This is a genomic window from Nocardiopsis sp. NPDC058631, assembly GCF_042716955.1.
Taxonomy (GTDB): Bacteria; Actinomycetota; Actinomycetes; order Streptosporangiales; family Streptosporangiaceae; genus Nocardiopsis.
In genome coordinates, this window is the sequence record NZ_JBHXQY010000009.1 from 79,632 (window position 1) to 95,177 (window position 15,546).

A 15,546-nucleotide genomic window follows, 5' to 3' on the forward strand; every position below is an offset into this window, starting at 1 on the left:
CACCACCCAGCACACGCTCCACCGTGTCCGAGACCACCTCGAACACCACACCCGACACCTCCACCACCACATCCACCAACGGCACCTGCCACTGGCGTCCGGAAACAGCCCGGCGGATGTGCCGGCACGGCACGCGGTTCTCCAGGAACGGCCCGCGCAACCGTGCGGCCTCCTCCGCCCGGTCCTGCGTCCGCGTCCCGTCCGGGCGCCGCCCCGTCGCGGCGGGTTCGGGGACGAACACCGCGCCCCGCTGCGCCAGCCGGTACCCCAGGTGCACCTCCTCGCCCGGGACCGGTCCGGAACCCGTCCCGCCGCACTCGGCCAACAGCGCCCGCCGGACCGACCACACGGACCCGGCGAAGGCCTGCCAGGCCCGGTGTCCGGCGGCCCTCAGCCCTTCCTCCCCTCCGGTGTCCGCGTCGGCCCGCTCCCCGCCCAGGACGACGAGGTGGTCGGCGAGGTGGTGCCAGCGCATCTGCGCCTCGACGTGGACGGGAGCGACCTCGGTGCCCGCGTCCAGCCCCAGGACCACCGCCCCCGACGAGGCGTCCGCCCCCGCCTGCACGGCGCGGCACAGTTCCGACCCGCCGGGGGGAGCCGCGACGATCCGCGTGTTCGCGGGGCGGATCTGCGGCAACCGGAGCGGCGGATCACTGCCGTCGTCCACCACCACGACCTCCAGCAGCCCGGCCGGATAACTCTGCACGGCCAACGACGCCAGCGTCAGATCCAGCTTCTCCTGACCACCGAACGCCCGCACCACCACACTCACGTCCAACACCGGCACCCACCCGCCCAACGGAGGCGGCACCAGCACCGAGTAGTCGTTGTGGCGGACACGGGGGGGCCCGGCCCCGTTCCGTTCCGCCACCGCGCCGCCGTGGTCCCGCGCACCGTCCGCCGCCACCATGCCGCCGGCTCCCCTCATGCGATGATCCGGCGCAGGAGCCGACCGCTGCGGGTCCCGGTCAGCCAGCGGTACCTGCGTTCCAGACGCCCCGCCCTCGCCTCCTGCTCCGCGGCCTCCCGCTCGGCTCGCGCCAGTACCGCGCGCCAGTCCCGCGGCGGGCCGGACGGCCCGTCCTCCTCGGTGAGCAGCTGCGACTCGCCGTCGATCCAGTGCACGTCGCTGACCTCGCCGACCAGGGCGTCGAGGTCCTCCGGACCGGCCGCGCCCAGGCGCCGGGCCCGGGCGAACGCCGCGGTGCGCTCCAGGCGGGGGCCGCCGCGGTCGCTTCCGGGTACGGCCGCGCGGAGCAGTCCGGCGCGGGCCTCGTCCGCCCTCTGGACCATGCGGCGGACGGCGTGCCGGGCGAGCGGCAGTCCCGTGGGCAGGAACAGCCGGAAGGGGACATCCGGATCCACCCGCGGCACCCCCTCCGCGAACACCACCCGCGACTCACACCGGAAAGCCTCCCGAACCAACCTCAACTCCACATCCGGATCATCCAGAACAGCATGCCGACCCCCGGCCGCCAGACGCCCCCACTCCCCCACCAACGTGACCCGCACATCCCGCGCATCACCACCCAGCACACGCTCCACCGTGTCCGAGACCACCTCGAACACCACACCCGACACCTCCACCACCACATCCACCAACGGCACCTGCCACTGGCGGGTGCCCGTACCGCGGCGCACACCGAACCGGGGGATGCGGTTGCCGACGAAGGGAAGCCTGTACCGGGCGCCCTCCTCCCTGCGGCGCTCCATCTCGGGGAGGCCCAGGTGCCAGCTGCTGCTGTCGAGCTCGGGGACGAACACCGCGCCCCGCTGCGCCAGCCGGTACCCCAGGTGCGTGTCCTCGCCCAGGAGCAGTTCGGGGACCGTCCCGCCGCACTCCACCAACAGGTCCCTCCGCGCCGAACCCGTGCCTCCGATGAAGTAGGAGAACGCCTCGTATCCGGCGGTGCGCAGGTTCTTCTTCTGCTCGTAGGCCCTGCGCAGCCATTCCAGTTCCTCGCCCGGGCCGTCGACCAGGGCCTCCGGCTCCCCGCGTCCGACGGCGTCGGCCACCTCCACCGGGTTCAGCCTGCCGGGACCGTGGTCGACGCAGCGCAGGTGACCGGTGACCACGAGGTAGTCGGCGAGGTGGTGCCAGCGCATCTGCGCCTCGACGTGGTCGCGGAAGGCGATCATGTCGGCGTCGAGGAACAGCACCACGTCCGCGTCCGAGGCGGCCACGCCGGAGTTCACCGCGTGGCCCCTGCCCCAGCCCCCCGGCCGGACCGGCACGATCCGCGTGTTCGCGGGGCGGATCTGCGGCAACCGGAGCGGCGGATCACTGCCGTCGTCCACCACCACGACCTCCAGCAGCCCGGCCGGATAACTCTGCACGGCCAACGACGCCAGCGTCAGATCCAGCTTCTCCTGACCACCGAACGCCCGCACCACCACACTCACGTCCAACACCGGCACCCACCCGCCCAACGGAGGCGGCACCAGCACCGAGTAGTCGTTGTGGCGGATCAGCGGCCGCGGCCCCCCGTCCATCCGTTCCCGGCGGACCGGGGCGCCTTCACGGACGAGCGTCATCGGCTGCTCCCCTCCCTCGTCACCAGCTCTTCGGCGGGTCCCCGCCGCACCGCCCCTCCGGGTGCGTCCGCGGCGTCGGACTCCAGCAGCGCGCTGGGCCACCATCCCCGGCGCCGTTCCGCTTCTCTCCGCAGGAAGTAGCCCGCGCCGACGTCCCAGGTGTGCCCCGACGCCCTGCGGCGCAGGACGTAGTTGAGGCCGTGGCCCCGGTAGACGCGACCGCCGAGGAGTTCGATTCCGCTGAGGAGGCCCGAGTCCTCTGCCGTGCCCACCGGAGGGAAGCCGCCGACCTCCTCCAGCGTCCCCCTGTCCATGAGGAGGGTTCCCCCCGCGGCTCGCCGCCACAGGCACTCCGTCGGGGCGCTCCGCCGCACGGTCAGGTCGAGGGCTTCGAGGTAGACGAACTCGGCCGCGCTGCCCACGAGGTCGGCACCGGAGTAGTGGCGCGCGAGCACCAGGTCGGCGAGGTGGTCCGGCCCGTACCAGTCGTCGTCGTCCATCTTCGCGACCGACGGCCCGCTCGCCCTGGCGATCCCCTCGTTCAGCACCGACCCCAGGACCGCGTCCGGATCGGGCCGGAACACCTCCAGGGCACGGCCCGCCGCCCGGAAGCCGGCGACGGCCTCCCCGACCCCCGGAGCGTCCTCGCCGAACCCGTGCAGCCCCAGGACCAGCTCCACCCGCACCCCGCGCTGGCGGGCCACCTGCCGCAACGCGAAACCGACCATCTCCGGCCGCCGCGTGCACAGCACCACCGACACCACGGGATCGGGCGGGACCACGACGCCCGCCGCCGCTGCCAGGCCCCGCCACCGCGCACGCACCCCGTGCGTACGCAGCGCCGCCCGGCGCAACCGGACGCTGTGCTCCTCCCGCACCAGTTCGTCCGCGAGGTCGCGGGCGTCGACGGCGATGACCAGCGCGCACAGCTCGGCACCGAGGCAGCGGGCCCACAGTGGCACCGGGCCGCCGACGAGCGGCACCCCGGCCGCGGCCAGCCCCGCCACCGCCCGTACCGCCGCCAGCGGACCGCTGTGCCGCCCCCATTCCACGCTCACCGCGCGCAGGTCCCTGAGCCGGGCGGCGTCCACGTCCGTCAGGGTCCCGTCCTCGGGCACCCTCCACTGCACGGACCGGCCCGCGACCAGCACCCAGCGTCCGTCCCGGGAGATCAACCGCCCCACCTTCGGCCCCGCGCGGCGGACGAACCCCGCCGGATTCACCATCCGCTCGTCGATCGGGGGCACGTCCTCCACCCGGAAGCTGCTCGGGACCGGACCCCCCGGCCGTCCCGCCACCGCCCACGAGGAATCCGTCACGCTCAGGCGGCGCACGCCGCGTCCCCGGGCGCCCTCGGGGAGGCCGGAGGCCTCCGGCGCCACCGGACCGACCCCCACCACCACGTCCGCCCAGCGCGGATCCGCCACCCGCGGGCCACCCGGGCACCACAGGCCCGTGTCCGCGCCCAGCACCGACACCGCCGGAACCACGGCGGCACCCGGTCGGCCGCCGACCACCCCCCGGGCCAGCGCCCCCACCACCCGCTGCACCGGCACCGGATCGGCGAAACACACCTCGCAGTACCAACCGCCGGAGGCGAGGCGTCGCACCCGCAGGTCCAGCAGGTCGGACCACTGGCCCTGCCCCGGCACCACCGGAACCGGAGCTCCCTGGTGGGGGGAGGCCTCCAGGAGGACGACCGCCACGAACGACGCGGCGGGCAGGACCCCGAGCGGGACCAGCGCCCTCCTCAGGTCGGTCGGGGTCGCCGCGACGACGGTGACCACACCCGTGTGCGGGTCGGCCGGTTCGGCTCCGCCCTCCCCGATGACGACCCGGTCCAGGTCGACCGTCCTGTCCGCCGCGCCGAGGACGAGGCCCCCGATGACGGCCGCCGCCGCCGGACCGGTGTGGCAGACCAGCGCGGGGAGGGGACCCCGGAGCCGCAGAACGTCCGCGATCTCTCCCCCGGTCACGAGGCGGCCCGGGCCGGCACCGTGCTCTCGGAGGCGCCCGCCTCGACGACGAGGTCGGGGCGCTCGATCCGCAGCTTCTCGCGTACCGGGCCGTGGGCTCCGCGTTTCTCCCAGGGAATGACCAGCGCGCCCGGGGCACAGCGGTCGAGGAGTTCCTGCCCGACAGGGTCGCCCCCTTCCGCTCCCGTCGAGCGGGTGACGTGCAGCAGGTCGATACCGTGCAGTCCGTCGAGGTCCGAGGCACAGCGCACCTCGACGACCTCGGAGAGCCCGTGGGCCGCGACCATGGCCCGGACCAGCTCCGCGCACCGGTGGTCGCTCTCCAGAGCGACCACCCTCCCGGACCGGAACCGGCGCAGCGCCAGCCCCAGCCAGAGCGTGGACGCGCCGCTGCCGACCTCCACCACCAGGTGCGGGCGCCGGTCCCTCACCGCCCTGACGACCAGGCCCATCGTGTCCGGGGAGACCCCGCCCCCTCCCAGCGGCGGCATGTAGGCGTCGGGCCCCAGGAGTTCTCCCAGTTCCCGGACGGCCTCCGTCTCCACGGAGGACCCCGCCGCCCAGGCCGCGGAGGCCGTCCCGTCCCCGTCGCCCTGTGACGCCGTGCCCGGCGCGGTCGCCTCGCACAGAGCCCGCACCGCGTCCTCCATCCGTGCCAGGCGACCGGTCAGGTCGTCGGCGCGGGCGAAGAGCTCGGTGCGGTTCTCCCCGGCGATCTCGGTGATCTCGCGTGCGTGGCTGTCGAACCGGCGCCGGAGCGACCGCGCCTGCGCGGTGTTGCGACGCACAACGAGCGCGAGGATTCCGACCGCGCAGAAGGCCCCGGACAGAACGGTGAGGTGGAGTGCGGCCCAGCCGTCGATCACTTCGTACCCGAGCATCAGCAGGAGCGTGCCCGCCCCGGACAGCACGGCCGTCCCCAGCGCTACCGCGAGTCGTCGACGTGGAAACTGCAATTCAGGCCCCCCAGCATCGGTCCAACCTATGGAGGCGGGAGCCAGGACATCGCCACCGCCCACGCCCGAAACCGTTCGAAAAAGACTCCACGAACGCGGAACCGGACGGGGACCAGCACTCCAGCCAGCGATATTTTTACACAGATGAAGAAATCACCGTCGCATAACACGAGACCGAGACCCCTTTACGTCATTCACCACGCCCCCAATAACCGCACTCGGAACATTCTTCGAGAAAGGTAATGAAAGGCAGCAGAAAGGACAGCCACGGCCTTGCGGGTCGGCTGCCCTCCCCGGCCCCCGCGCACGGAGAGGGGCCGCCTCCTCCGACCACTGTCGGTGGAAGCGGCCCCCTCGGGAAGCCCAACGGCCCTAGTCCTCCAGGTCGATCTGACGGCTGATGCCGGCGTCGATCTCGTCGGAGATCGACGACAGGATCTCCTCCGGCACGGCGGAGTCGACGGTGAGCGCGATCAGCGCCTTGCCGCCCTCCTGGTCCCGGATGACCTGCATCCCCGCGATGTTGACGCCCGCGTCGCCCAGCAGGGCGCCGACCTTGCCGACGATGCCGGGACGGTCCTCGTAGGAGAGGAACACCATGTGCTCGGCCAGGCCGATCTCCATGGTGTAGTTGTTGATCTCGACCAGCTTCTCGATCTGGCGCGGACCGGTGAGAGTTCCGGACACCGACACCAGGGTGCCGTCCGCGAGAACACCGCGCACCGAGATCAGGTTCCGCCAGTCGCTGCTGTCGTCGCTGGTGACGAGGTTGACCTCGACACCGCGCTCCTTCGCGAGGAGGGGGGCGTTGACGAACGTGACCGTGTCCTCGACCACGTCGGCGAACACGCCCTTGAGGGCGGCCAGCTCCAGGACCTTGACGTCGTGGGCGGCGATCTCCCCGCGCACCTCCACGTCGATGCGGCTGGCGATGGTGCCCGCGAGGGAGGTGAACACCCGGCCGAGCTTCTCGGTGAGGGGCAGCCCCGGCTTGATCTCCTCGGCGACCCCGGTGCCCTGCACGTTCACCGCGTCCGGCACGAACTCGCCCGACAGCGCCAGCTTGACGGAACGGGCGACCTGCGTGCCCGCCTTCTCCTGCGCCTCCTCGGTGCTCGCGCCCAGGTGGGGGGCGACCACGACGTTCTCGAACTCGAAGAGGGGGCTGTCCGTGCAGGGCTCCTTGGCGAACACGTCGATGCCCGCGCCCGCGACCCGGCCGTCCTTGAGCGCGCGGTACAGGGCGTCCTCGTCCAGGATGCCGCCGCGCGCGGCGTTGATGACGCGCACGGTCGGCTTGACCTTGCTCAGCGCCTCGTCACCGATCAGGCCCAGGGTGTCCTTGTTCTTGGGCAGGTGGATGGTGATGAAGTCGGAGCGCTCCAACAGCTCGTCGAGCGTGGTCATCTCCACGCCGATCTGCGCCGCACGGGCGGGCTGCACGAACGGGTCGTAGGCGATGACCTTGGTACCGAAGGCCGACAGGCGCTGCGCCACGAGGGCACCGATCCGGCCGAGGCCGACGACACCGATGGTCTTCTCGTACAGCTCCACACCGGTGTACTTGGACCGCTTCCACTCGCCGTTGATGAGGGCGTTGTGGGCCGGGGCGGTGTTGCGCGCGCTGGCCAGCAGCAGGTTGATGGCCTGCTCGGCGGCGCTGATGATGTTGGAGGTCGGGGCGTTGACCACCAGGACGCCGGCCTTGGTGGCGGCGTCCACGTCCACGTTGTCCAGACCGACGCCGGCGCGGGCGACCACCTGGAGGCGGGAGGCCGCGGCCAGGGCCTCGGCGTCGACCTTGGTCGCGCTGCGCACGATCAGGGCGTCGACGTCGGCGAGGGCGGGCAGGAGCTGGGACCGGTCGGCGCCGTTGACGTGGCGCACCTCGAAGTCCTCTTCGAGCAGCGCGATTCCGGCGGGCGAGAGTTCTTCCGCTACGAGTACGGCGGGTTTGGGCACAACGGTTCCTTTTCGGGTGGTGCGACCCGACCGCGCAGGTGGTTGGCGCTGCCCGGATCGGGTGAGACGGCCGATCAAAAGTCTACTGCCCTGGTAGGGAAGCCCGATGGGGGCAGGTGGGATAGTCCACCTGCCCCCAGTTCACGGGGTCTTCATGACCTAGGCCTTGAGCCAGCTCATCAGGGGACGCAGTTCGGCGCCCACCTTCTCGATCTTCTCGTTCTGCTCGGCCTCGCGGCGCTTCTTGAAGGTCGGCTGACCGGCGTCGAACTCGTCCATGAGCTCCTTGGCGTAGGAGCCGTCCTGGATCTCGCCGAGGATCTTGCGCATCTCCTCGCGGGTCTGCTCGGTGATGACGCGCGGACCGCGGGTGTAGCCGCCGTACTCCGCGTTGTCGGACACCGACCAGTTCATCTTGGAGATGCCGCCCTCGTACATGAGGTCGACGATCAGCTTGAGCTCGTGCAGGCACTCGAAGTAGGCGATCTCCGGCTGGTAGCCCGCCTCGACCAGGGTGGCGAAACCGGCCTTGACCAGCTCCTCGGTGCCACCGCACAGCACGGCCTGCTCACCGAACAGGTCGGTCTCGGTCTCCTCGGTGAACGTCGTCCTGATGACGCCCGCCTTGGTGCCGCCGATGCCCTTGGCCCACGCCAGGGCCAGGTCCCAGGCCTGTCCGCTGGCGTCCTTCTCGACCGCGACCAGGCAGGGCACGCCGCGCCCGGCCTCGAACTGGCGGCGGACGAGGTGGCCCGGGCCCTTGGGGGCGACCATGGCCACGTCCACGCCCGCGGGCGGCTTGATCAGGCCGTACCGGATGCTGAAGCCGTGGCCGAAGAACAGGGCGTTGCCCTCCTCCAGGTTCGGCGCGATCTCCTCGGCGTACAGGTCCCGGTGGATGTGGTCGGGGACCAGGATCATGATGACGTCGGCCTCGCGGGTGGCCTCCGCGGGGGTGACGACGCGCAGGCCCTCCTCCTCGGCCTTGGCCCGGCTCTTGGACCCCTCGGCGAGTCCGACCCGGACGTCCACGCCCGAGTCGCGCAGCGACAGCGCGTGCGCGTGCCCCTGGCTGCCGTAGCCGATCACGGCGACCTTCTTGCTCTGGATGAGCGCGAGGTCCGCGGCGTCGTCGTAGTACATCTGTGCTGCCACTTGGTGATGCTCCTTGTTCTTACGTACGTGTGGGGTCGCGGCGGGGGTTCGTCCGTGCTGACTCCCCGTCCGCCGCCGCCCCGGGACGAAGCCCTGCGGCTCCGGCGCCTTCGTTGACTCCTGGCCGCCTCAGGCGCTGCGGTCGACCGTGCGGAGGGAGCGGTCGGAGATCGACCGCGGCCCGCGGCCCAGGGCGACCAGCCCTGACTTGACGAGTTCCCTGATGCCGAACGGCTCCAGGTTTTTCACCAGGGCATCGAGTTTCTCGGGGTTGCCGACGGCCTCGATGACGACGACGTCCGGGCTGACGTCCACGACGTGCGCGCGGAACAGCTCGGCCGTCTGAAGCACATGGGTGCGGCTCGACGCGTCGGCCTTGACCTTGACGAGCAGGAGCTCGCGCCGGACCGACGCGGTGGTGTCCATCTCCACGATCTTGACGACGTTGACCAGCTTGTTGAGCTGTTTGGTCACCTGCTCCAAGGGGTGGAGGTCGCAGTTGACCACGATTGTCATCCGGGACAGTCCTGGGTACTCGGTGGTACTGACACTGAGTGAGTCGATGTTGAAGCCGCGGCGGGAGAAGAGGGAGGAGGCACGGGCGAGGATACCCGGGGTGTCCTCCACCAGAACGGAAAGCGTGTGACTGCTCATGGTGGTTCGGCCTTCTCCTCTTAGTCCTCGTGTTCCCAGTTCGGCGCCATGTCGCGCGCGTACTGGATGTTGTCGTTGCTGACGCCGGGGCCGACCATCGGCCAGACCATGGCGTCGTGGTTGACCGCGAAGTCGACGACGACGGGAGCGTCGTTGATCGACATGGCCTTCTCGATGGTGGCGTCGAGGTCCTCGATGCGCTCGCAGCGCAGGCCGACACAACCGTACGCCTCCGCGAGGCGGACGAAGTCGGGGATCCGGACCTTCTCGTCCTTGGGCGAGGTCTGCAGGTCGGTGTTGGAGTAACGGCCCTCGTAGTACAGGGTCTGCCACTGGCGGACCATGCCCAGGTTGCCGTTGTTGACCACCGCGACCTTGACGGGGATGCCCTCGATGGCGCAGGTGGCCAGTTCCTGGTTGGTCATCTGGAAGCAGCCGTCGCCGTCGACGGACCACACGACCCGGTCGGGGTCGCCGACCTTGGCACCGAGCGCCGCGGGAACGGAGAAGCCCATGGTGCCGAGTCCGCCGGAGTTGACGAAGGACCCGGAGCGCTCGTAGTCGATGAACTGGGCGGCCCACATCTGGTGCTGGCCGACTCCGGCGACGTAGGTGGCCTCCGGTCCGGCGATCTTGCCCAGGCGCTGGATGACGGCCTGTGGTGACAGGCTGCCGTCGTCGGAGGCCTCGAAGCCCCTGGGGTAGGCGGTACGCAGGCGGTTGAGCTGCTGCCACCACGCCGCGTAGTCGCCCTGTCGGCCCTTCTCCTGGTCGGCGCGGACGGCCACGACCATGTCGGCGAGGACCTCGCGGCAGTCGCCGACGATGGGCACGTCCGCGTGGCGGTTCTTGGAGATCTCGGCCGGGTCGATGTCGGCGTGGACGATCTTGGCGTCGGGGGCGAAGCTGTCGAGCCGGCCGGTGACGCGGTCGTCGAAGCGCGCGCCCAGGGCGACGATGAGGTCGGCCTTCTGGAGGGCTCCGACGGCGCTGACGGAACCGTGCATGCCGGGCATGCCCACGAACTGCGGGTGGCTGTCGGGGAAGACGCCCCGGGCCATCAGCGTGGTGACGACGGGGACCCCGGTGATCTCGGCGAGGACGCGCAGCTCGGCGGCGGCCCCGGCGCGCAGGACGCCGCCGCCGACGTACAGGACGGGGCGCCGGGCCTCCGCGATCATGCGGGCGGCCTCGCGGACCTGCTTGCCGTGGGGCTTGGTGACCGGGCGGTAGCCGGGCAGTTCGAGGCGTTCGGGCCAGACGAACTCGGAGGCGGCCTGGAGGGCGTCCTTGGAGATGTCGACCAGGACCGGCCCGGGGCGTCCGGTGGAGGCGATGTGGAAGGCCTCGGCGATGGTGCGGGGGATGTCGCGGGCGTTCTTGACCAGGAAGTTGTGCTTGGTGATCGGCATCGTGATACCGCAGATGTCGGCTTCCTGGAAGGCGTCGGTGCCGATCATGGGGGCGGCGACCTGCCCGGTGATGGCGACCATCGGAACCGAGTCCATGTGGGCGTCCGCGAGGGGGGTCACCAGGTTGGTGGCCCCCGGGCCGCTGGTGGCCATGCACACCCCGGGTCGGCCGGTCGCGTAGGCGTAGCCCTCGGCCGCGTGTCCGGCGCCCTGCTCGTGGCGCATGAGGATGTGGCGCACCTTGGCCGAGTCGTAGAGCGGGTCGTAGGCCGGGAGGATGGCACCGCCGGGAATCCCGAAGACAGTGTCAACGCCGACCTGCTCCAGCGACCTGATCAGCGATTGGGCGCCGGTCATCTGCTCGGTCATCTCAAGATCCTTCAGCGAGGTACCAGAGCGGTGCTGGGGCTCTGGCTTGGTGGGTCTGACCCTGGTCTGGCAATAAAAAAACCCCCACCGCCCTGTGGCGGTTGAGGGGTGGCGCGCAGCAGAAGAAACTCAGTGGGCTGCGCGCCGACCAAGTACGAGAATCAGGGAGGTGTTCTGCATGTTGACCACATTGGCCGACGGAGGGGTCGCCCGTCAACAAGAACGTCATAATGTCTCATTATGTGAGATCAATATGTCAGCATGCGACCGCCCCCACTGCTGAGATGCCGGTCCGAACTGGACGGACACCTACAAGTCCTCCGCCGCGTGTAACACAGAACACGTACCGGGGTCCGTCGTGCGCAACGTGCGGCGGACCCGGGAGCCGGGCCCGCTGTCACTCGAAGAGGTCCTCGGCCCGCTCGACCCCCACCGCCCGCCGCACCCACCGGTCGAGCTCCGCCAGGTCCGTGGAGGAGGTGACGCGCTCGCGCACCCCGTCGGAGACCGCGATCCCCCTCGCGTCCAGGATCCCCAGGATCGCCTCGGCCCGACCCTCGGCCCGACCCTCGGCCTGGCCCTTGGCCTCGCCCTCCCGGAAGGGGCGTCCGATCAACTCGGTACGGAACTCGTAGTCACTCAAGGTCATGATCTTCTCCAGAGATCCCAGGGCGGCGGCGGACAACGCCGCGAGCACGTAGTCAGAATACAGTGACGAAGCCGACGTATCGAGGCTCTTCAGAGCCGTGATCAGGGCTTTCAGGGCGGCCTCGTCATCCGTCGGGTTCGAGGCGAGGGACAGCACGGTCAGCACCGGATGCGCCGCCGCCACGCTCTGGTCGGTGACGGGTTCGAGCGTGTCCAGAGCCAGCACCAGGGGACGGATCTCCCCGCAACCCAGGTCGATGGGTTCGGAGTACCGGCGGGCGAGGGCGGTGGTGGGGGTGAGCACCAGCAGGGCGACGGGGCACCTGAGCCGGTGTCGGATATTGGCCACGTAGGCGGGCCAGCTGTAGGGCTTCCTCGGGTCCCACTTGTTCTGGGGCTCGGTGATGATCCCCAGGACGGGCACCGGCTCGTCGGTCCTCTCGTGCGGGAAGGGCTGTCGTTCGCAGACCACCACCGAGTCGGCGATCAGCTGTACCGGGGCGGTCCGCGTCGCCTCCGACGCGTCACAGCGCACCCGGGTGTGCTCGGGCAGCGGTTTTCCACCGACCTCCTGGAGAAGCTCCACCGCGAACCTCGGATCATTCCGTATGAGGTCGACGGGGAACTCGTGTTCGTGTGAGGGCATGGCGAAAAAGTAGCGGTCATGTCGCCATCTCCACCGGCGAACGTCGGATCATCCGGGTATGTCCGTCCGCCCTGTCAGAGGTTGACCCCGGCCTCGCCGCCGACGAGCGACTCGACGCCGCTCGCGGCCATCGGGCGGGCCACCAGGAAGCCCTGTCCGTGGTCGCAGCCCATGGCCCGCAGCTGCTCCAGCTGCTCGGGACGCTCGATCCCCTCCGCTACCACCTGCACCCCCAGGTCGCGGCCCAGCTGGATGATGGTGTGGGTGAGCAGCGTGACCGTGTCGTCGCGCCCCAGGTCGGCGATGAACGACGGGTCGATCTTGATCGCGTCCACACTCAGCCGCCGCAGGTGGGCCAGCGACGCGTAGCCCATGCCGTAGTCGTCGATGGCCAGCCGCACGCCCAGCTCCCGGAGCTCCGCCAGGCGCTGCACGGCCTCGCCGCCGTCGTCCAGCAGGACCTCCTCGTCGACCTCCATGGTGAGCACCTCGGCGGACAGGCCCGTCTCGGCGAGGACACCCGCCACCGTCTCCACGAAGCGGGCGGACAGCACCTGCTTCACGGACAGGTTGACCGACAGCCCGATGTCCCAGTCCGAGAGCCGCCACACGGCGACCTTCTCGCACGCCTCCCGAAGGATCCACTCCCCCAGCGGCACGATCAGCCCCGACTCCTCCGCGGCTCCGAGGAACGCGTCCGGCCCGATCGCCTCCCCGCCGCGGTCCCAGCGCACCAGCGCCTCCACCGAGGTCACCTGGGAGCTGCCCAGGTCCACGACCGGCTGGTACTCCAGGAAGAAGTCGCCGTTGGCCAACGCCTCGCGCAGGCGTATCTGCAACTCCAGCCGGGACACCACCATGTCGTGCATGTGGGCGGCGTAGACCTCCACGTGCCCCGCGCCGCGCTCCTTGGCGCGGGTCATGGCCACGTCGGCGTTGCGCAGCAGCTCACCGCTGTCGGTGGTGGGTTCGGCGAAGGCCACCCCGGTGCTGGCGGTCAGCATGATCTCGCGGTCGGCGACCTGGAAGGGCTCGGAGGCGATCACCCGGCCCAGGCGCTCGGCCAGGTCGACCACCCGCTGGGCCAGGGGCACCCCCTCCACCAGGACCGCGAACTCGTCGCCGCCCCAGCGGGCCAGGGTCGCGTTCGAGTCCACCACGGCACGCAGCCTGCGGGCGGCCTGGCCCAGCAGGTGGTCGCCACGCACGTGGCCGGCCGAGTCGTTGACCGACGTGAACCCGTCCAGGTCCAGGAAGATCACCGCGATGTCCTCGTTGGGCTCCTCGCTGATGGCCCGGTGCGCCAGCACGTCGCTGGCCCGCTCCTCCAGGTACGCCCTGTTGGGCAGCCCGGTCACCCCGTCGTGGAACGTCAGGTGCTCCACCTCGTCCTGGAGGGCCACCTGCGCGCTGATGTCGCGGGTGGTCACCAGCAGGCGGTCGGGTTCGCCCGGCTGCTCGTACAGGGAGGCGGTCGACTCGGTGTGCCGCCACGTCCCGTCCGCGGCCCGCACCCGCAGCCGCAGGTGCACGCCCTGGGAGCCGCGCTCACTGAACAGGTCCGTGACGGGCTTGGTGCGCGTCAGGTCCTCGGGGTGGATCAGCGCGGTGACCGGTGCGGCGAGCACGTCGTCCAACCGGTACCCGAACGCCTCGGCCGTCCCCGGGCTGACGTAGAACACGCCACCGTCCCGGTCCAGGATGAGGATGACGTCGCCGCTGTTGCGGGCCAGTTCATGGAAGTGGCCCTCGCGGTTGCGGACCATGCGGGAGAGGGTCGCGTTCTCCTCCAGCATGCCCAGGACCCGCACCAGGAGCACGATCACGGCGGTTCCGGCGGCCAGCGGGAGCACCGGCGCCACTCCGGACAACCGGAACCCGGCCACGGTGAGCACCACCGCGGCGACGGCCACCGCCCCCAGTGCCGCGAGCTCGGGCGCGAACCGGTACAGGCCCCGCCCCGTGATCCGGTGCGGTTCCGCTCCCGGCCGGTGCTCGATCAGCCACGGCAGGGCGCCCAGCAGGGCGAAGCCCAGGAACTTGATCGGGTGCTCGATCCCCCCGGCGATGGGCACGCCTGTCAGGCGGGTGAGCGCGCCGATCATGTCCGACGTCGCGATGACGATGAGCGCACCGATCGCCAGCAGCACCGCGCGCCGGGTGGTGTGCGGTGACATGAACACCAGCGGGACGAGCAGGCACAGCACGACGATGTCGGCGACCGGGTAGACCAGGGCGAACCCCAGGAACCCGGCCCCCTCGCCCAGTTCCTCGTAGAGGGGGGAGAACAGCAGCAGCCACACCACGGAGAAGACCGCGGCGGCGCACACGTAGCTGTCGGTGATGTGGCGCATCGCGGTCCGCAGCCCGCCCGGCCAGGGGGCGAACCGTGTGAACCCCACCACGAAGAGCGGCAGCGCGGCGAGCGCGAAAAGGTCACCCAGAGTGAGCGAGAGTACCGAGCTGGAGCTGAGGAGACGGGTCAGACCGTGAGTGACGCCACCCGCGCACCAGGCGAGTGCGGCGAATCCCAGGTGCCGCAGCGCGGCGGGGCCGTCCGCCCCGTCGGCGTGCGCCTCCCGGTCCGCGCCGGTCGCGGCCCAGCGCCGCGAGGCCAGGAGCAGGGAGATTCCGGCAGCACCCGCGGCCAGCGCCGTCGGCCACTCGCCGAACGTCGCGGTGACGGTGGTCGGTCCCATCGGTACGAACGCGGCCGCCACGTAGACCAGGAACAGCACGCCCAAGCCGACGGTCCACAGGCGGCGTGCCCGGGTTCCCATCACCGACCTCCCCGCGGGCGCTTCGCGACCTTCGCGGCGCTCGGCCGCCGTCGCGCTCTCTCCTCGGACATGGAGCACCCACCTCGCGTCGTTCGAGTCCCCGGCACGGCACAGCACCGGGCACCGCAGTCTGCCGCCCAGGTTCTCGCGGGACTGGACGAGCCTGGCGGCGGGACGGTTCGAGCGACCGCACACACCCCCGTGCGTCGCAACCCTACGCAACCAAGGTCACACAGCGATTGAGGACCGGATGAGAGATGACGACAAAATGGTGACCCGGAGTCACCATCGCGCGTTGGCGGACCGCTGTGCGTACGGCGCGCCGCGGACCCTCCTCCGAGCCCCCTGCGCACCGATGGCACCGAAACACACCGTCCGGGGCGGGCCGGTCCCCCGGTTCCCGGGCTCCAGGACCTGATCGTCGGCGCCTGACCCCGGACCTCGCGTTCGGCC

General features: G+C 71.0%; 8 protein-coding genes and 2 pseudogenes. All 10 read right to left on the reverse strand.

All coding sequences use genetic code 11. The features are described from left to right. The coding region (locus ACFWTE_RS05625; RefSeq protein WP_378778149.1) for a glycosyltransferase at nucleotides 1-928 on the reverse strand (928 nt) is incomplete at its 3' end. Continuing rightward, nucleotides 925-2,535 (reverse strand): glycosyltransferase, encoded by a 1,611-nt coding sequence (locus ACFWTE_RS05630; RefSeq protein ID WP_378778150.1) that lies wholly within the window; start codon nucleotides 2,533-2,535, stop codon nucleotides 925-927. The genes ACFWTE_RS05630 and ACFWTE_RS05625, both read right to left, overlap by 4 nt. Then, the gene (locus ACFWTE_RS05635; RefSeq protein WP_378778136.1) at nucleotides 2,532-4,511 is read right to left on the reverse strand and encodes a glycosyltransferase; all 1,980 of its coding nucleotides are present in this window, start codon (nucleotides 4,509-4,511) and stop codon (nucleotides 2,532-2,534) included. The genes ACFWTE_RS05630 and ACFWTE_RS05635 overlap by 4 nt, the downstream gene beginning before the upstream one ends. Beyond that, on the reverse strand, nucleotides 4,508-5,392 hold the full coding sequence (locus ACFWTE_RS05640) for a class I SAM-dependent methyltransferase (RefSeq protein WP_378778137.1): 885 nt from the start codon (nucleotides 5,390-5,392) through the stop codon (nucleotides 4,508-4,510). The genes ACFWTE_RS05635 and ACFWTE_RS05640 overlap by 4 nt, the downstream gene beginning before the upstream one ends. Before the next feature lie 447 nt (nucleotides 5,393-5,839). Continuing rightward, entirely contained in the window at nucleotides 5,840-7,429 is a 1,590-nt protein-coding gene (serA, locus tag ACFWTE_RS05645; protein WP_378778138.1) for a phosphoglycerate dehydrogenase, read from the reverse strand. Nucleotides 7,430-7,588: 159 nt separating this feature from the next. After that, nucleotides 7,589-8,596, reverse strand: a pseudogene (ilvC, locus tag ACFWTE_RS05650) (ketol-acid reductoisomerase); the annotation flags it as partial. A 117-nt stretch (nucleotides 8,597-8,713) separates the two neighbouring features. Further along, nucleotides 8,714-9,238, reverse strand: coding sequence for an acetolactate synthase small subunit (gene ilvN, locus ACFWTE_RS05655; RefSeq protein ID WP_378778139.1), 525 nt, complete (start codon nucleotides 9,236-9,238; stop codon nucleotides 8,714-8,716). A gap of 20 nt (nucleotides 9,239-9,258) precedes the next feature. Further along, nucleotides 9,259-11,043 (reverse strand): annotated as a pseudogene (locus tag ACFWTE_RS05660) (acetolactate synthase large subunit); the annotation flags it as partial. A gap of 373 nt (nucleotides 11,044-11,416) precedes the next feature. Next, complete coding sequence (locus ACFWTE_RS05665) at nucleotides 11,417-12,313, reverse strand: hypothetical protein (RefSeq protein ID WP_378778140.1); 897 nt, start codon at nucleotides 12,311-12,313, stop codon at nucleotides 11,417-11,419. A 74-nt stretch (nucleotides 12,314-12,387) separates the two neighbouring features. Further along, a complete protein-coding gene (locus ACFWTE_RS05670) occupies nucleotides 12,388-15,093 on the reverse strand; it encodes a putative bifunctional diguanylate cyclase/phosphodiesterase (RefSeq protein WP_378778141.1) in 2,706 nt (901 codons plus the stop codon). Nucleotides 15,094-15,546: the final 453 nt, after the last annotated feature.

Excerpts from the sequence above, each read along its gene's own strand:
- ACFWTE_RS05665 (WP_378778140.1), bottom strand. The coding sequence starts at position 12,313 with ATGCCCTCACACGAACACGAGTTCCCCGTCGACCTCATACGGAATGAT.
- ACFWTE_RS05640 (WP_378778137.1), bottom strand. The coding sequence starts at position 5,392 with ATGCTCGGGTACGAAGTGATCGACGGCTGGGCCGCACTCCACCTCACC.
- ACFWTE_RS05630 (WP_378778150.1), bottom strand. The coding sequence starts at position 2,535 with ATGACGCTCGTCCGTGAAGGCGCCCCGGTCCGCCGGGAACGGATGGAC.
- ilvN (WP_378778139.1), bottom strand. The coding sequence starts at position 9,238 with ATGAGCAGTCACACGCTTTCCGTTCTGGTGGAGGACACCCCGGGTATC.
- ACFWTE_RS05670 (WP_378778141.1), bottom strand. The coding sequence starts at position 15,093 with ATGGGAACCCGGGCACGCCGCCTGTGGACCGTCGGCTTGGGCGTGCTG.